Source organism: Coriobacteriia bacterium (assembly GCA_016649875.1).
Classification (GTDB): Bacteria; Actinomycetota; Coriobacteriia; order WRKU01; family JAENWW01; genus JAENWW01.
Genome location: JAENWW010000020.1, coordinates 1 through 14,210, shown reverse-complemented (window position 1 = coordinate 14,210; position 14,210 = coordinate 1). Strand labels below are relative to the sequence as shown.

Sequence of the window (14,210 nt, the reverse complement as noted above, 5' to 3'; positions counted from 1 at the left end):
TACAGAAATGAGATCTGTCTGTACTTCCCCGTCGACCTGCTGGAATTCTTAGCTTCCGAACTGCGGTACTTCTAATCTACCAAAAACACGTTGCGATACCCTCGTGGACTACGCCACGGTTTACAGCGAAAACGACGTGCGGTTCACCTTCAAGGACGTCACTGAGATAAAGTCCTAACCAGCCACCGAAAGACAGCTCGCCTTCGGGCAGCTGTCTTGGTTACTCCTACGAACAACAAAAAATGATATTATTCAAGATTCTCTGCAATATAATCAACAATACTTTCAAGCCATTCATTGGCACGCAGCGTCTTTGAACTGTATGGTGAATATTGCATTCCAAAGTCGGTCGGCCACCAATCGCCACCAATATTCTCGATTAGCCCCATGCGTTCGAGAATATTATTGAGTTTCTGAGAACTCCGTACTTCAATACCGTCTCGAGCCCTTAGCTCACTTATCACTTCAAAATTTCTTAACATAACAACTTGCCCTCTATTAAACTATGACTTTGGTCCGCCGAGTTTTCCTTTGGCAATCACAGCAAGGACAACACTACCGAGCGTAACTACCACCGCCAGTGCGCCCTCACCAATTTTTCTAATTACCCAGTTTGCCTTGTTTTGGCAGCTTTCGCAGAGGTTCTTTTTGCTGGTCTGGAGTATCTCTTTGCCACACTTCTTGCAAAACTTACTCATTGTGACTCTCCTTTTTAACTGTTACGGCATCAAGCAGCGGTTGCGTCTCTTCGATGTCCAGAGGGAGAGCCGCAATCTTCTGCTGAATGTCCGTGAAATTATCAATCAGGTTCTTTTGGCTTGAATTGCCATACGAATCCAAGGTCAATAACATGTCTCTGTCATCAAGAGAATTGGCGCTTATGAAATCGCTGAATTGCTTCATGCTAAGTCTGGCGGCGTTTTGCTCGCCGAGCAAACAATACACCGTTGTTTCGACCTGCACGGTTTGTGTGATAGCCAGAAGGCTATTAAAGATTTCGGCGCTCTTCTCGTCACCGTGGTTTTGTGCCTCTTTATCAATCAGCTTTGAGAACCAGCCTTTGTCCTTCCGCTCTTCGAAAAACCGCTTCTCGCTGGCAAACGCCCTGAAAAGGATGCACTTGGCGTCCGTCGCGCTACTCAATATACTAAGCAACTTTTCTTCCCGAGCTCTGGCATCGCTTATCTGAGCGACTTGCTGTAGCTGTTGCCATGCACTCTCAGCCAGTGCGAGCCTATCGTCTTGCAACTCACTATGCAGATCTGCGATGCCCCTCTGTACATCGTGAATTTCGCTTATCACCTGAGCAAGTGCAATCTGAGTTTGCAAGTCCACAATCGAAAGCCCCAAATCAGGCGTTAACTTGATATCCCTTAGCCGCACCTGCGCGACAACGCCTTTATCTCCATAAATGGATGGCAGTATTTCGCCGCTTTTATCGGTAACGAATCTATATATTCCTGAATCAATCAGGCGTTGAATTGCGGGGTTGGTTTCTGCGATTTTTATAGTCTCCGGCAAAGCTGCCTTTACAGCTTCAAAGAAGGCTGGGGCAACTCTGGATAGGTTCTCAGCTCTTCCGAAAATAATGCTTAGGTTATTGCTCTGTATCGTGCCTATTGGAAACACTTGGTCAAAGCCAGCGGCAAGAGATGTGCTTTCCCATTGGAACTTTGCCAACGGCTTTTTGCTCGCAACCATCGGCAGGTTTTTGCTGCTACTCCTGTACCCACAGAATGGGCAACCCGAAGCCTTGTCCGATACCTTTGTCCCACACTCTGGGCAATATACCAATGCCATCTAAATGTCCTCCCCGCTGATGAATTTTGGCTGCAACCGTGACTGGTCTGATTGCTCGCTCGGAACAGCTACATTTCAGGGCTTTTCGGCTATGCACACCCCATATGCCCTTTGCATACCCCTTTTTCGCCGCTCCCGACCTTTTCTTAAATTGTATCAATTTCTGCATAGTTACATCGATGTAGATCACCTTGATCTTGCCGTGGTAGTGCTTTTGAAGGATCTTGAGCACTTCGAGGTTGTCGCCCTCGATGAAGACATTCTTGGTGGTATCCCAGTCCTTCGAGTTCTCGAAGTCGGGCTTCAATGTCGCAGTGGTCGGCTCTTGTGCAGCGCGCAGGGCGCGCTTCTTGCCGGGCCAGAACAAGCCAAAGCGCTCGCGGTCATCACCCGCGTCGTCACCGAGAAGTTCTTTGAGCTTTTCGACATCTACCTTCCCGTCGGCAATGGCCTCAGGAATCAATTCCGAGAGTTGTGCGGCAAGCTCGGTCTTGAAATTCGGCATCGTACTCGGAACTTCGTAAACGTCCTGTTGGTCAACACAATTCATTGAATTTTCAAGCATATTGTTCGTTTTTGCTTTGTTTACTTGGGCCATAAATTTCGCTCCCACTGATTAGTCCGGTTTGAAATCCCCCGGCGGCTCCGACGCTTCTCCGACAATAGGTCCGACCGCTTCCGCGTTGGCATAAAAACCCCTATGGTCCCCACGTGAATATAAACTGATAAACGCGTCAGAAAACGCCGCTTAAACATTCATTAAGAATATCACAAGGGTAGGACAGCATAAATGAGAAAGCCCTCCTACCTGCGGAAGCAAGTAGAAGGGCGTCTATTTTTTTGGTGGAGCTTAGGGGACTCGAACCCCTGACCTACTGGCTGCCAGCCAATCGCTCTCCCAACTGAGCTAAAGCCCCAAAACGTCAACGATTAAGTAGTATAACACAAACCATTTACGCGGCACCTATCCAAGTATTTTTTTGAGATCCTCATCGGGAGTGGTGATCGGAGCGATGTTGTAATTCTCCACCAAAAAGTCGAGGACGTTAGGCGACACGAACGCCGGAAGCGTCGGCCCGAGGATGATGTTTTGAATCCCCAGGTACAGCAAGGTCAGCAAAATGCATACGGCCTTTTGCTCATACCAAGAGATGATCATCGAAAGCGGCAGCTCGTTCACGCCACACTCGAATGCCTCGGCCAGAGCGACGGCGACCTTGATGGCGCTGTAGGCATCGTTGCACTGTCCCATGTCCATGATGCGCGGCAGTCCGCCGATGGTGCCCAAGTCCAAATCGTTGAAGCGATACTTGCCGCACGCGAGCGTGAGGATAATCGAGGTATCGGGAGTCTTCTCCACGAACTCGGTGTAATAGTTACGTCCTGGCTTGGCACCGTCGCAACCGCCGACCAAGAAGAAGTGGGTGATGTCTCCCGCCTTGACGGCATCGACCACGGTTCCGGCAACCGAAAGCACCGTGCCGTGACCGAATCCGGTGGTGACGTGTGTGCCGCCGTTGATACCGGTGAACGCTGTCTCTTCCGCGAAACCGCCGAGTTCGAGCGCCTTTTCTATAACCGGCGTGAAATCTTTATCCTCACCGATATGCACAAGCGCCGGATACGATACGACTTCGGTGGTGAACACGCGGTCTTTATAGCTGTCGCGTGGCGGCATCAAACAGTTGGTGGTGAAGAGCACGGGCGCCGGGAGGTTGTTGAACTCCTTTTGCTGGTTTTGCCATGCGGTTCCGAAGTTGCCCTTGAGGTGTGCATATGCCTTGAGCTCGGGATACGCGTGCGCAGGTAGCATCTCGCCATGCGTGTATATGTTGATTCCCTTGTCCTTCGTCTGTTCGAGCAAGAGCTTGAGATCGTAGAGGTCGTGCCCGCTGATGACGATGAAGGGTCCCGCCTCGACGCTGAGCGGCACCTCGGTCGGCACAGGCGTGCCGTATGTTTCGGTGTTCGCCTTGTCGAGGAGCGCCATGCAGGCAAAGTTGACCTCGCCCACTTTGAGCACGAGGGGAAGAAGCTCCTCCATCGTGAGGTCCTTGCCGACTGCTTCCATGCCTTCATAGATGAATTCGTCGACGGCCTTATCGGTGAAACCGAGCACGAGCGCGTGATAAGCGTAGGCCGCCATACCGCGTATGCCGAACAAGATGAGAGACTTCAGAGAACGAATGTCTTCATCGTCGTTCCAAAGACTTTCCATGTCGTAATCGACGCCGTATTTGCACGCGCATGCGTCTTTGCCGGCAGCAGCGATTAGGGCCGCCTTCTCCGCGTGTACGATGTCGACTTGCTCTTGAACGGTTTCATTGTTGAAGTTCACGTTCGTGACGGTGGTGAAAAGTCCGTCCAACATGACGCGATCGGTATGCGCCGTGGGAGTTCCCGCGCACCGTGCGACGCGTGCCAGCCCGATCAAAGCGCCGGTCAACTCATCTTGCAACTCGGCGGTGTCCGCCTTTTTCCCGCACACGCCGGCATTCAGACAACCGGTGCCGTGCGCCGTCTGCTCGCACTGGAAACAAAACATGTCGCTCATAAGATTTCCTTTCCACTCTCAACCATCGGATAATTATGTTCGTCGATACCTCGACTTGCACCGCCATGATACTTCGCTATACTGGTGAAGTATGTTGTATTTACAACGAGAAGGAAAACTTTTGGAACATTTATTTTCAGCACACGACAAGCAAACGATCGCACATTCGCACCTGTTCGAAGATATGCCCATCAATCAACAGGATACACTCCTTGCCTGCCTGCACGCGAAAAAGAAAAGTTACAGAAAAGATGAAACCGTTTTGAGGGCGGGCGATAAAGTCGCCGAAGTGGGAATCGTGCTTACGGGTGGCGTGAACATCACCAAAGACGACTTCGAGGGAAACCGCTCCATTCTTTCCAAAGCGGGACCGGGCGCGATGTTTGCGGAGGCCTTCGTCTGCTCGAACGCGGATACGCTCCCCGTGAGCGTCATCTCGACGGAAAAGACCGAGATACTCTTCATCGATTATAAGAGAATCGTCACGGTGTGTTCCTCGGCCTGCGACTTCCACAACCGCCTCATCAACAACATGATGAGTATTTTGGCGCATAAAAACGTCATGCTCACGGAGAAAGTCGAACACACCGGCAAGCGCACCACGAAAGAAAAGCTTCTCTCCTACTTGTCGACTCGCGCGATCAAATCCGGGAACTCGACGTTCGACATCCCGTTCAACAGACAGGAGCTCGCCGACTACTTAGGCGTCGACAGAAGCGCGATGTCTGCCGAACTGTGCAAACTGCGCGACGCGCACATCCTCTCCTTCGAGAGAAACCATTTCACGCTGTATTGATTGTGATTGTTTTGACAGTTCGAGCTTTTAAAGATACTACTCGTCTGATTTCGAAGGCACGCGCTTGTTGCGATTCGGATCGTCGGTGAACACCGGCATACCTTCGACGGCGCGCTTGAGCCGTTGTGCCTGCATGTGCGCCTGGCGTGAAGCCATGAGCTCGGAAGTGATCATGCCGGCGAGCATGAGCGCCGCACCGATAACCTCTCGGGTCGGTGCCAAGCCGGCCATCCACCATCCGAAAAGTCCACCGAGTGCAGGCTCGGAAATCAAAATCAAGGCGATACGCGACGGCGGCAAAATGCGCTGCGCCCACGTCTGCACGACGAACGCAAACGCCGAGGCCACCAAACCGCAGGTAAGAAGTGCGAACCACACATTCGGACTCGTCGGAAGCCCGGCATGCTCGCCTGTCGCAAGCGACATCGCACCGGTGGTCAAAGCGACGACCGCCAGCTGAACGAACGTGAGCGCCAGCGTGTCGTGATGTTTGTCGTTCGTACCGAGCAAAATCATGTGGGCCGCATAGGCAAACGCCGATGCGAGCACAAGCGTGTCACCGAGAACCCACCCATGCGTACCGCTCAGCGTTATGCCCGAAAGAAGCACAAGGCCGGAAAGCGCGAGTCCGACGCCGACGATGGTTCCACGATGCGGCATCCTTTTCCTGATGATGCTTTGCGCAACCGGAACGAGCACGACATACATACCCGTCAGAAAAGCGGTACGGGCAGGGGTTGTGCCTCCCTGGCTTAAGGGCAACAGGCCGAGCGTTTGCAAAATGTAGCCCGCGGACAGCAAGATACCGGCGGGAATCCCGAGCTTGAGGTTATGCACATCGATTCGTTTGAGGACTTTGGGGAAAAAAGCCAGAAACGCAAGAGCTGCAATGGCGAAGCGCAGGCACAAAAAGGCATAAACCGGGTACTGGGTTATGGCATCGGCCACGACAACGAACGTCGCACCCCACACTGTTGCGACGAATATGAGGGCGACGACGGCGACGACTTGCCGATCGGCGCTTTTGAGTTTCGCCATCATCTGTCTTTATTCCTCGACCTTCAAACGCTTGGCTTCACTCCAAAGTTTATCCAAACGATATTCCTCGCGGGTATCGGGTTGGAAAACATGCACGACGATGTCGCCGAAATCGAGCAAAACCCACGGACTCGTTCCTTTGCCTTCTCGCCCGATCGGCTTGAGGTGATAGGCCTCTACCAGACGGTCCTCTATTTCATCGGCGATGGAAGCGATCTGGCGTTCGTTTGCTCCGGTGGCCAATATGAAATAGTCCGTCACAGAGAGAAACGGTGCTACGTTGAGCGCAATGACATCGGTTGCTTTTTTGTCGAGTGCGGCCTGCATGGCGGTTCGGGCGAATTCCTCCGTCGTGAAGTCACGCGGATTCTTCTTCGCCTCCATGGTTTCGGCTGCGCTTTCCGGCGCGCTTACCTTTATGCTTGCGGTCGTGTTTTCAATCGTGCTTTCAGTGTTTGTCACGTTATTCCTCTACTTTTAGGACGAGCGAATTCCATACTCCGAGTGTATCGGGATGGATGACTTTCTTATATGTCACCAAGTGCTTCATCGTTTGCTGGTACGCTTGGAAAAACAGTTGATCGAGCCCGATGGTTCCCACCATCTCGCGCAGACTCTCCACGGCCGGAAAACTGCGCGACGGCTCTATCATATCGGAGACATACACGATCATGTCGAGCTCGCTCATATCGGGCACGCCGACCGTGTGGTGCTCGATGGCATGAAACACCTCGTCGGTCAGTTCGAACGGATTCGCGCAGCTCTCGAAGTATTCGCGCGCGCCGTAGGCACCCGTATGCGCGTGCACCAATCGCGGTGAGCACGCGATGATGTCATCCACGTCGATTCCGAATCTTCTCGCGCGCGCAATGAGATTTTCCTCAGTCTCGTTGCGGTCCCAATCATGGAGGAGCCCCGCCATATACGCGTCGAGCGGATTCACTCCGTAAAGAGTCGCCATGAGGCTTGCGGTCGTGGCTACGCCGACACTGTGGGCGAACCCGTATTCGTTGAGACGCTTTTTCAACTCGCGCTCGGCAAATTCGATAGAGTCATACGTTGTTTCCGACATCATTTCTCAAATCTTTTCGAACCGTATAAATCTTTTCGCACGATGTAACTCAAAACGTTTGCCGGTACGAGATAGCGCACCGAACGCCCCTCTCGTATCCGTTTACGCAATTCCGTCGAGGAGACGGAAAGCGCCGGCACTTCGATATAACGGATGTCGAAGTTTTCCTCTCCTTGGGCGTGCAAGACCTTCGCCGCTTCGAGGTTGTACCCGGGGCGCATCGCGGCGATGAAAATCACCATATCGGCGAGGCGCGCGGAGTCCTTCCACGTCAGAATTTCAAACACCGCATCGGTGCCGGTGATGAAATACAATTCGGCATCCGGATAAAGCTTCCTCATTTCGATGATCGTATCGATGGTATACGTCTTACCCGGCCTGTCGATTTCGAGCCGACTCACTTCGAAATGCGGATTGCTCAAAGTTGCGAGCTCGGTCATGAACAGACGGTCCTCAGGCGGCGTAGTGCCGTCTTGCTTGAAAGCATGCCGGCCGGTCGGCATGAAGATCACCTTATCGAGGGCGAACTGTATGCGCGCTTCCTCGGCGGCGACGAGATGCCCGATATGAATCGGGTCGAAGGTACCCCCCATGATTCCGATGCGCGTCATCAACCCCGTACCTGCCCGTTCCCCTGCAAAATGTACTTTGTCGAGGTCAGAGCCACGAGTCCGAAAGGTCCGCGTGCATGGAGTTTTTGGGTGGATATGCCGAGTTCGGCGCCGAGCCCGAACATCGCTCCGTCGGTGAACCGTGTGGAGGCGTTCACGTACACACACGCCGAATCCACTCCACGGGTGAATACGGATGCCGCATCGATATCGGACGTCACGATTGAATCGGAGTGGTGCGTGCCGTAGGTATTGATGTGCGCGACCGCCTCATCGACCCCCGAGACCACCTTGATACTGATTTTCGCATCGAGATACTCGGTATAAAAGTCTTGCTCTTCAGCCGTCTCGCACGCGATACCGAGCTCGAAAAGAATGTCATGCGACTCGGAATCGCATATACACGTCACGCCTCGCGCAACGAGAGCGGGTGCAATAATTCCAAGCGCGACGCGAGCTACTTCGCGGTCGACCAAAAGCGATTCGGCCGCGTTACACACGCTGTTACGCTGGCATTTCGCGTTCACTACGATCGCTGTAGCCATTTCCAAAGATGCGGCCGTATGAACATAGATATGACAGTTCCCGGTTCCCGTTTCGATGACGGGAACTTTAGAGTGTGCGACGACCGATGAGATAAGACCGGCGCCGCCGCGAGGAATCAATACATCCACCAAACCGGAGAGCGACATGAGCTCATCGGCGGATGCGCGGTCGGTCGCGTCGAGCGTTTGCACGCTGTTTGCAGGCAGGCCTGCTTCAAGGAGCGCGACGCGGAGAACGGACACGATTGCATCGTTGGAATGCTTCGCAGAAGAACCGCCGCGTAAAAGCATCGCGTTACCGGTTTTGACACCGATACCCGCCGCATCGACGGTGACATTGGGCCGCGCCTCGTAAATCATCCCCACCACGCCGAGAGGAACGCGGACTTGTTTCATCTCGATACCGCCGGGGAGGGTGCGCCCGTCGACGATTTCTCCCAACGGATCGGGCTGCGCCGCCAACGCGCGAAGTCCGCGCGCACAATCTCTGATTCGATGCTCGTCGAGTCTGAGCCGATCGATGAGATTTTCACGCGTACCGGTTTTGCGGGCCGATGAAATATCGAAGTCGTTTGCCGACAAAATTTCAGTCGCATGCGCTTCAAGCGCATCGGCCATAGTCAAGAGCGCACCGTTACGCTGCTCGGCACTCGTGCATCCAAGCGAAATCGCACTGTTCTTCGCCGCTCCGGCGGCTTCACGTGCGCCTTTATATTCTGTCGTTTCCATGCATACTCCTGACTCTCGTCCATCGCTCATTTTAGAACAGTACCATCTGATCGCAATGAATGACCTCGGCACCGTTGCGATTCGGCACGATTTTTGCCGCTTGTGCCATCTGTTTTCCGGCAACTAAACGAAGCTCCTGCGATGTGTAGCCACTTAAGCCGCGTGCGATGATGATTCCCTCCGCAGCTTGAACGGCCACGGGGCTTCCCGCTTCGAAATCACCGAGAACCGCCGTCACACCCGGACAAAGCAACGATGTCCCGCCTTTTTGCAGCGCGCGCACCGCACCGTCGTCTACGATGATAGTGCCCTGAATGGCTCCGCCTATGGCAATCCACCGCTTTCTCGTGGTGAGGGAGGCCTCTTTTTGAGGATTGAAATACGTACCGTTGCTCGTGCCGTCGAAGGCTTCAAGCAACGCATTTTCTTTGCGACCATCACAAAGAACCATGGGGATACCCGAACTCATGAGCACGCGGGCCGCCCGCAACTTGGTCACCATGCCGCCCGAACCGAACGAGGTGCCGACTCCGCTCGCCATACCGAGAAGCGCGCGGTCTATGTGCTCCACGACATCGATATGCTCCGCTCCGGAATTTTTGCGCGGATCACTCGTATAAAGTCCCTCGACATCGGTCAGCAAAATGACTTTTTCTGCACCGACCATCGTTGCGACGAGCGCAGCGAGCGTATCGTTGTCACCGAAACGGATTTCTTCGACGGCGACGGTATCATTTTCATTGACGACGGGCACCGCCCCAAGTTCCACAAGCCTCGTCAACGTATCGCGTGCGTGTAAGTATGCGTTTCTGTCGGCCGTGTCGTTTCTCGTAAGGAGAACCTGCCCGGCGACGACTCCGTGCTTTTTGAGCTCCGCCGAATAAGCTTCCACGAGCGCCACTTGCCCGACTGAGGCCGCAGCCTGCAGCGTCGGGATATCGCTCGGACGACTTTTGAGACCGAGCTCTTCGAGACCGGCTGCGATGGCGGCACTCGTCACGATGATGGGTGCATAGCCTCTTGCTTTAATTTCACAGACCTGTTCGACAAAAGAACGGATATAGCCACGGTCGAGAACGCCCGCAGAATCGGTCAGTGTGTTCGTACCGACTTTGACGACTATGAGGCGTTTGCTCTCCATGGCTTTCCTCAAACCCTATTCTTCCTCATGCGAATCGCGCACGTTGGGCTCACGATCGCGCACGTTGGGGTCACGATCGCGCACGTTGGGCTCACGATAATCGATACGCGCATCACGCGCAATCAAACCATCGAGCTCTTGAATCTTTTGAGCTTCGAATTTATCCTCGGGAATATAGCCGATCTCAAACGTGAACGAACGCTCGAGAATTCTGATTTCGTCTCCGTCGCGCGCACCCGCTTTGACAAGCGCATCCTCCACACCGGCTTTGATGAAGCGTCGCTGCAAAAAGACAATGGCGTCTTCGTTGTCCCATTCGGTCTGAATGACCATGCGCTCGATGGTGCGACCTTCGACCTGAAACACTCCGCTACCGAGATTTTTGACGGTGAATTTCTTTTCACTGCCGGGATTTCGCTTGTAGGCATAGCGACGCTCGACCTGAGGCATCCTCTCCTCAGCTTCGAGTTCGGCTTGCGCGGTGGCGAGACGCAATTCACGGACAGTACCCGCGACATAGCGCGACATCGTCTCTATCCCCGCGCCCGTTGCAGCCGACACCTCGAAGTAAGGCAACTCGAGTTCCTCTGCATATGCTTTCATGCGCTCAGAACGCTCCGGTGCACCTTCAGTATCTATCTTATTGCCCAAAATGATATGGGGGCGCAAAGCCAGTTCGCTTGCATACGAACTGAGCTCTTGCTCGATGATCTTATAATCTTCGACCGGATCGCGCTCTTCCCATCCGCCCGATAAATCGACCACGTGGAGGATAATCGCGCTGCGCTCGATATGACGCAAAAACGAATGCCCGAGACCTTTGCCTTCGGCGGCACCCTCGATGAGACCCGGCACGTCGGCGCAGACAAAGGACATGTCGCCCGCCTTGACGACACCGAGATTGGGAATCAACGTCGTGAACGGATAATCTGCGATCTTGGGACGCGCCGCACTCATACGGGCGATCAGCGAAGATTTTCCGACACTCGGCATGCCGACGAGAGCGGCATCGGCCAGGAGCTTGAGCTCGAGCGTGATGCTCGCCTCTTGCCCCGGCTCACCAAGCTCGGCAAACGTCGGCGCTCTGCGCGTCGAGGTCACGAAGTGAGGGTTTCCCCGACCACCGTGACCGCCTTCGGAGACAATCAACTCGTCGCCTGCGATGACCAAATCACCGAGCATTTCCCCGGTTTCCAAATCTTTCACGACGGTGCCCAGAGGCACGCTCAGACGCAAGTCATTACCACGGGCGCCGTGCATGCCCGAGCCCTTGCCGTGCGTGCCGCGAGGGGCCTTGAAATGGTGCTTGAAACGATAGTCGATAAGCGAGGAAATACCAGGTTCGGCCACGAGTATCACGTCACCGCCGTGTGCACCGTCACCGCCGTTCGGACCGCCTTTGGGAACGTACGCCTCACGACGAAACGACATGGCGCCGGCGCCACCGTCTCCGCCTTTCACATATATGGAAACTTGATCGAGAAACATGAAACATCTCACCTCACTTGCTATCTGTCGACACCGATTTAAACAAAAAGCCCTCCAGCCGAAATGGGTGGAGGGCTCACATGTCGATAATAATGCGACGTATGTAGGCCGGTTAAGCCTCTATAGGTCGAATGTGCACCTTGCGCTTGAGACCGCGAGAAAACTCGACGATTCCATCGGCAAGAGCGAACAACGTGTCATCTCCACCGCGTCCGACGAGATCGCCCGGGTGAAAGTGCGTGCCGCGCTGACGAACGAGAATAGTTCCCGTCGTAACGACTTCACCGGAGAAACGCTTTACCCCGAGGCGTTTTGCTTTTGAGTCTCTACCGTTTCGGGTAGAACCAAGACCTTTTTTATGTGCCATGAGTTATCCCTGCCTTACTTCCTTGACAAGAACACGCGTCAGATTTTGACGATGTCCTTTTGTAAGCTTATAGCCCTTACGCTTCTTGAATTTAAAAATCATCACTTTTTCGCCGCGATACTGATCCACGACTTCTACGGTGACCTTTGCTTTAGCCAAAGACTCTTTATCGGTGATCACAGAATCGCCGTCGGCCAAGAACAAAACATCGAGATCGAGTGTTGTGCCGATCTCAGCGTTGAGTTTCTCAACTGAAACAATGTCGCCTTCAGCGACTTTAAGCTGTTTTCCACCAGTTGCTACAACTGCGTACATCAAACTTACCTTTCGCCCTGTGTATAAACGCGCCTTATGTGTATAAACGCGCAAGATGATATATTACCATCGTGACTTTTGTAAGTCAACAAAACCAGCACGCCAATTCACGTGTTCTCGTGTGTTTTCATTCAAAAGGGAAACTCATTCTAGCGCATTAATCCCTTTTTACCAACCCCTGAAATCGGCCTCGCTCCTTCGATGAGGACTTCCACGTCGATCGGACCGAGACCACGCGCGCCGACGACACGTATTTGCTTGCCGGTTTCGGCTTTAAGGGACACAGCGAAGTTGACGCCTGAGTCCATCAACATCGAATAGGTGTCCTCATTCACGGCAAAAAGAAAGGCGGTCGCCCGGGAATTCGTGACGATTTCTCTGATTTTTCGCTCGACTCCGATGCGACACGTCTCATCCGAGAGGATACGACCCTGCCCCTGACAGCGCGGGCACATGTCGGTCATTACTTTGAAAAGCCCGTCGGTGGTTCTTTTGCGTGCGATTTGCACGAGCCCGAGCGAGGTGATGGTGCTGAGCTGCGTTTTATTTCTATCTCTTTCGAGCAGCTTCTCTATATGTTCTTCAAGACGGCGTTTGCTCGCCTCAAGCTCCATATCTATGAAGTCTATGATGATTATTCCGCCCAAGTCACGCAGCCGGAGTTGGCGCAACGCCACATTGGCAGCCTCCAGGTTGGTCCTCAAGATCGTCTCTTCCAAATCGCGTTTGCCGATATAGCTTCCGGTGTTGACGTCGACTGCCACGAGGGCTTCGGTGATATCGATGACGACTTGCCCCCCGCTCGGTAAATCGACCTCGCGTTGGAGAGCACCGTTGATTTGGGTGCCGATGCCGGTCGCATCGAAAAGCGACGTCACCTTATCTTTGTGAAGGTGCATCCGTTTGGCCAGTTCAGGTGCGGCGCGCTTGACAAAACTCGTCAATTTCTCATACGTGGCTTTGTCGTCGACCACAAGCCTGTTGAAATCTTTATTGAACACATCGCGCACGAAACGCATGGCAAGATCTATTTCGGTATAGACGATTTCGGGAGCGATTCCGTCGTTGACCTGCCGCATGACGCGCCGCCACACACGATTCAAAAATCCGATGTCGGCGAGAAACTCTTTGTCTCCTGCCTCCGCGGCGGCCGTTCTCACGATCGCGCCCATCGAATCGTCGAGATTCGAGCGCGTTTGCTCGCGCAGGTATTCCGCACGCGGCTCATCGATTTTTTTGGAGGTGCCGATGTGATTCGTATAGGGCATGAGCACGACGAAACGACCCGGTATGGAGATGCTCATCGTCACGCGCGCACCCTTAGTCCCCATGGGGTCTTTCGCAACTTGAACGAGCACTTTTTTCCCGACGCTCAAAAGTCCCGAAATCGAGCGTCCGTTCAGCCCTTTTCCGGTGTGATCGCGAATATCGTCGACATAGAGAAACGCATTCTTTTCCAGTCCGATATCGACGAAAGCCGCTTGCATCCCCGGCAGAACGTCGGTCACTTTTCCCAAGTAAATGTTGCCCACCACACTCCGCGTGGCACGTTCCAGATACAATTCAACGAGCTGTCCATCTTCAACGATTGCGACGCGAGTTTCGAAACTGTCGCGTGAGATGATCATCTCACGCACTATCTCGGCCATTTTTAGTCCTCCTACACCTTTTTCTTACATCGGGCGAACCCAGACGCCATCCTCTTCGATGAACAGTCCTGTTCGCACTAGCTCGAGGTGTGAGTAAGTTTGACC

The 14,210-nt window shown here is 53.6% G+C and carries 15 protein-coding genes, 1 tRNA gene and 1 pseudogene; 1 reads left to right on the top strand and 16 read right to left on the bottom strand.

From position 1 onward, the window contains the following. Nucleotides 1–248: 248 nt before the first annotated feature. The 6 genes and pseudogenes from JJE36_06785 to hcp form a co-directional block, all read right to left on the bottom strand. A complete protein-coding gene (locus JJE36_06785) occupies nucleotides 249–482 on the bottom strand; it encodes a hypothetical protein (GenBank protein ID MBK5211990.1) in 234 nt (77 codons plus the stop codon). A 21-nt stretch (nucleotides 483–503) separates the two neighbouring features. After that, complete coding sequence (locus JJE36_06780) at nucleotides 504–698, bottom strand: hypothetical protein (protein MBK5211989.1); 195 nt, start codon at nucleotides 696–698, stop codon at nucleotides 504–506. Beyond that, nucleotides 691–1,701: a hypothetical protein gene (locus tag JJE36_06775; GenBank protein MBK5211988.1), complete on the bottom strand. Its 1,011-nt coding sequence runs from the start codon at nucleotides 1,699–1,701 to the stop codon at nucleotides 691–693. Before JJE36_06775 ends, JJE36_06780 begins: the two co-directional genes overlap by 8 nt. Nucleotides 1,702–1,975: 274 nt before the next feature. Next, a pseudogene (locus tag JJE36_06770) lies at nucleotides 1,976–2,350 on the bottom strand (site-specific DNA-methyltransferase). Between the two features lie 291 nt (nucleotides 2,351–2,641). After that, nucleotides 2,642–2,717, bottom strand: a tRNA-Ala gene (locus tag JJE36_06765). Between the two features lie 47 nt (nucleotides 2,718–2,764). Beyond that, complete coding sequence (gene hcp, locus JJE36_06760) at nucleotides 2,765–4,354, bottom strand: hydroxylamine reductase (GenBank protein ID MBK5211987.1); 1,590 nt, start codon at nucleotides 4,352–4,354, stop codon at nucleotides 2,765–2,767. A gap of 91 nt (nucleotides 4,355–4,445) precedes the next feature. On the opposite strand from hcp, the gene JJE36_06755 reads away from it, so the two are divergent. After that, nucleotides 4,446–5,150 (top strand): Crp/Fnr family transcriptional regulator, encoded by a 705-nt coding sequence (locus tag JJE36_06755; GenBank protein ID MBK5211986.1) that lies wholly within the window; start codon nucleotides 4,446–4,448, stop codon nucleotides 5,148–5,150. Between the two features lie 36 nt (nucleotides 5,151–5,186). Here JJE36_06755 and JJE36_06750 read toward each other — a convergent pair whose 3' ends face one another. From JJE36_06750 to JJE36_06705, 10 genes are all read right to left on the bottom strand, one after another. Further along, nucleotides 5,187–6,191, bottom strand: a complete 1,005-nt coding sequence (locus JJE36_06750) for a DMT family transporter (protein ID MBK5211985.1) — start codon at nucleotides 6,189–6,191, stop codon at nucleotides 5,187–5,189. A 6-nt stretch (nucleotides 6,192–6,197) separates the two neighbouring features. Beyond that, on the bottom strand, nucleotides 6,198–6,572 hold the full coding sequence (rsfS, locus tag JJE36_06745; protein MBK5211984.1) for a ribosome silencing factor: 375 nt from the start codon (nucleotides 6,570–6,572) through the stop codon (nucleotides 6,198–6,200). Nucleotides 6,573–6,651: 79 nt separating this feature from the next. Next, a complete protein-coding gene (yqeK, locus tag JJE36_06740) occupies nucleotides 6,652–7,263 on the bottom strand; it encodes a bis(5'-nucleosyl)-tetraphosphatase (symmetrical) YqeK (protein MBK5211983.1) in 612 nt (203 codons plus the stop codon). After that, nucleotides 7,260–7,871, bottom strand: a complete 612-nt coding sequence (locus JJE36_06735; protein MBK5211982.1) for a nicotinate-nucleotide adenylyltransferase — start codon at nucleotides 7,869–7,871, stop codon at nucleotides 7,260–7,262. Before JJE36_06735 ends, yqeK begins: the two co-directional genes overlap by 4 nt. Beyond that, on the bottom strand, nucleotides 7,871–9,145 hold the full coding sequence (locus tag JJE36_06730) for a glutamate-5-semialdehyde dehydrogenase (GenBank protein MBK5211981.1): 1,275 nt from the start codon (nucleotides 9,143–9,145) through the stop codon (nucleotides 7,871–7,873). Before JJE36_06730 ends, JJE36_06735 begins: the two co-directional genes overlap by 1 nt. 31 nt (nucleotides 9,146–9,176) lie before the next feature. Next, nucleotides 9,177–10,286 carry a glutamate 5-kinase gene (proB, locus tag JJE36_06725; GenBank protein ID MBK5211980.1) on the bottom strand — a complete coding sequence of 370 codons (1,110 nt, stop codon included), beginning with the start codon at nucleotides 10,284–10,286 and terminating at the stop codon, nucleotides 9,177–9,179. A gap of 15 nt (nucleotides 10,287–10,301) precedes the next feature. Further along, nucleotides 10,302–11,774, bottom strand: coding sequence for a GTPase ObgE (gene obgE, locus JJE36_06720; GenBank protein ID MBK5211979.1), 1,473 nt, complete (start codon nucleotides 11,772–11,774; stop codon nucleotides 10,302–10,304). Nucleotides 11,775–11,886: 112 nt separating this feature from the next. Continuing rightward, on the bottom strand, nucleotides 11,887–12,141 hold the full coding sequence (rpmA, locus tag JJE36_06715) for a 50S ribosomal protein L27 (GenBank protein MBK5211978.1): 255 nt from the start codon (nucleotides 12,139–12,141) through the stop codon (nucleotides 11,887–11,889). A gap of 3 nt (nucleotides 12,142–12,144) precedes the next feature. Next, the gene (gene rplU, locus JJE36_06710) at nucleotides 12,145–12,456 is read right to left on the bottom strand and encodes a 50S ribosomal protein L21 (protein ID MBK5211977.1); all 312 of its coding nucleotides are present in this window, start codon (nucleotides 12,454–12,456) and stop codon (nucleotides 12,145–12,147) included. Nucleotides 12,457–12,605: 149 nt separating this feature from the next. After that, entirely contained in the window at nucleotides 12,606–14,105 is a 1,500-nt protein-coding gene (locus JJE36_06705; protein MBK5211976.1) for an Rne/Rng family ribonuclease, read from the bottom strand. Between the last annotated feature and the right edge of the window lie 105 nt (nucleotides 14,106–14,210).

Bases quoted from the DNA above. Each gene is read 5' to 3' on its own strand.
- rpmA (MBK5211978.1), bottom strand. From the start codon at position 12,141: ATGGCACATAAAAAAGGTCTTGGTTCTACCCGAAACGGTAGAGACTCA.
- hcp (MBK5211987.1), bottom strand. From the start codon at position 4,354: ATGAGCGACATGTTTTGTTTCCAGTGCGAGCAGACGGCGCACGGCACC.
- yqeK (MBK5211983.1), bottom strand. From the start codon at position 7,263: ATGATGTCGGAAACAACGTATGACTCTATCGAATTTGCCGAGCGCGAG.
- JJE36_06730 (MBK5211981.1), bottom strand. From the start codon at position 9,145: ATGGAAACGACAGAATATAAAGGCGCACGTGAAGCCGCCGGAGCGGCG.
- proB (MBK5211980.1), bottom strand. From the start codon at position 10,286: ATGGAGAGCAAACGCCTCATAGTCGTCAAAGTCGGTACGAACACACTG.
- obgE (MBK5211979.1), bottom strand. From the start codon at position 11,774: ATGTTTCTCGATCAAGTTTCCATATATGTGAAAGGCGGAGACGGTGGC.
- rsfS (MBK5211984.1), bottom strand. From the start codon at position 6,572: ATGGAGGCGAAGAAGAATCCGCGTGACTTCACGACGGAGGAATTCGCC.
- rplU (MBK5211977.1), bottom strand. From the start codon at position 12,456: ATGTACGCAGTTGTAGCAACTGGTGGAAAACAGCTTAAAGTCGCTGAA.
- JJE36_06755 (MBK5211986.1), top strand. From the start codon at position 4,446: ATGTTGTATTTACAACGAGAAGGAAAACTTTTGGAACATTTATTTTCA.
- JJE36_06785 (MBK5211990.1), bottom strand. From the start codon at position 482: ATGTTAAGAAATTTTGAAGTGATAAGTGAGCTAAGGGCTCGAGACGGT.
- JJE36_06780 (MBK5211989.1), bottom strand. From the start codon at position 698: ATGAGTAAGTTTTGCAAGAAGTGTGGCAAAGAGATACTCCAGACCAGC.
- JJE36_06750 (MBK5211985.1), bottom strand. From the start codon at position 6,191: ATGATGGCGAAACTCAAAAGCGCCGATCGGCAAGTCGTCGCCGTCGTC.
- JJE36_06705 (MBK5211976.1), bottom strand. From the start codon at position 14,105: ATGGCCGAGATAGTGCGTGAGATGATCATCTCACGCGACAGTTTCGAA.
- JJE36_06775 (MBK5211988.1), bottom strand. From the start codon at position 1,701: ATGGTTGCGAGCAAAAAGCCGTTGGCAAAGTTCCAATGGGAAAGCACA.
- JJE36_06735 (MBK5211982.1), bottom strand. From the start codon at position 7,871: ATGACGCGCATCGGAATCATGGGGGGTACCTTCGACCCGATTCATATC.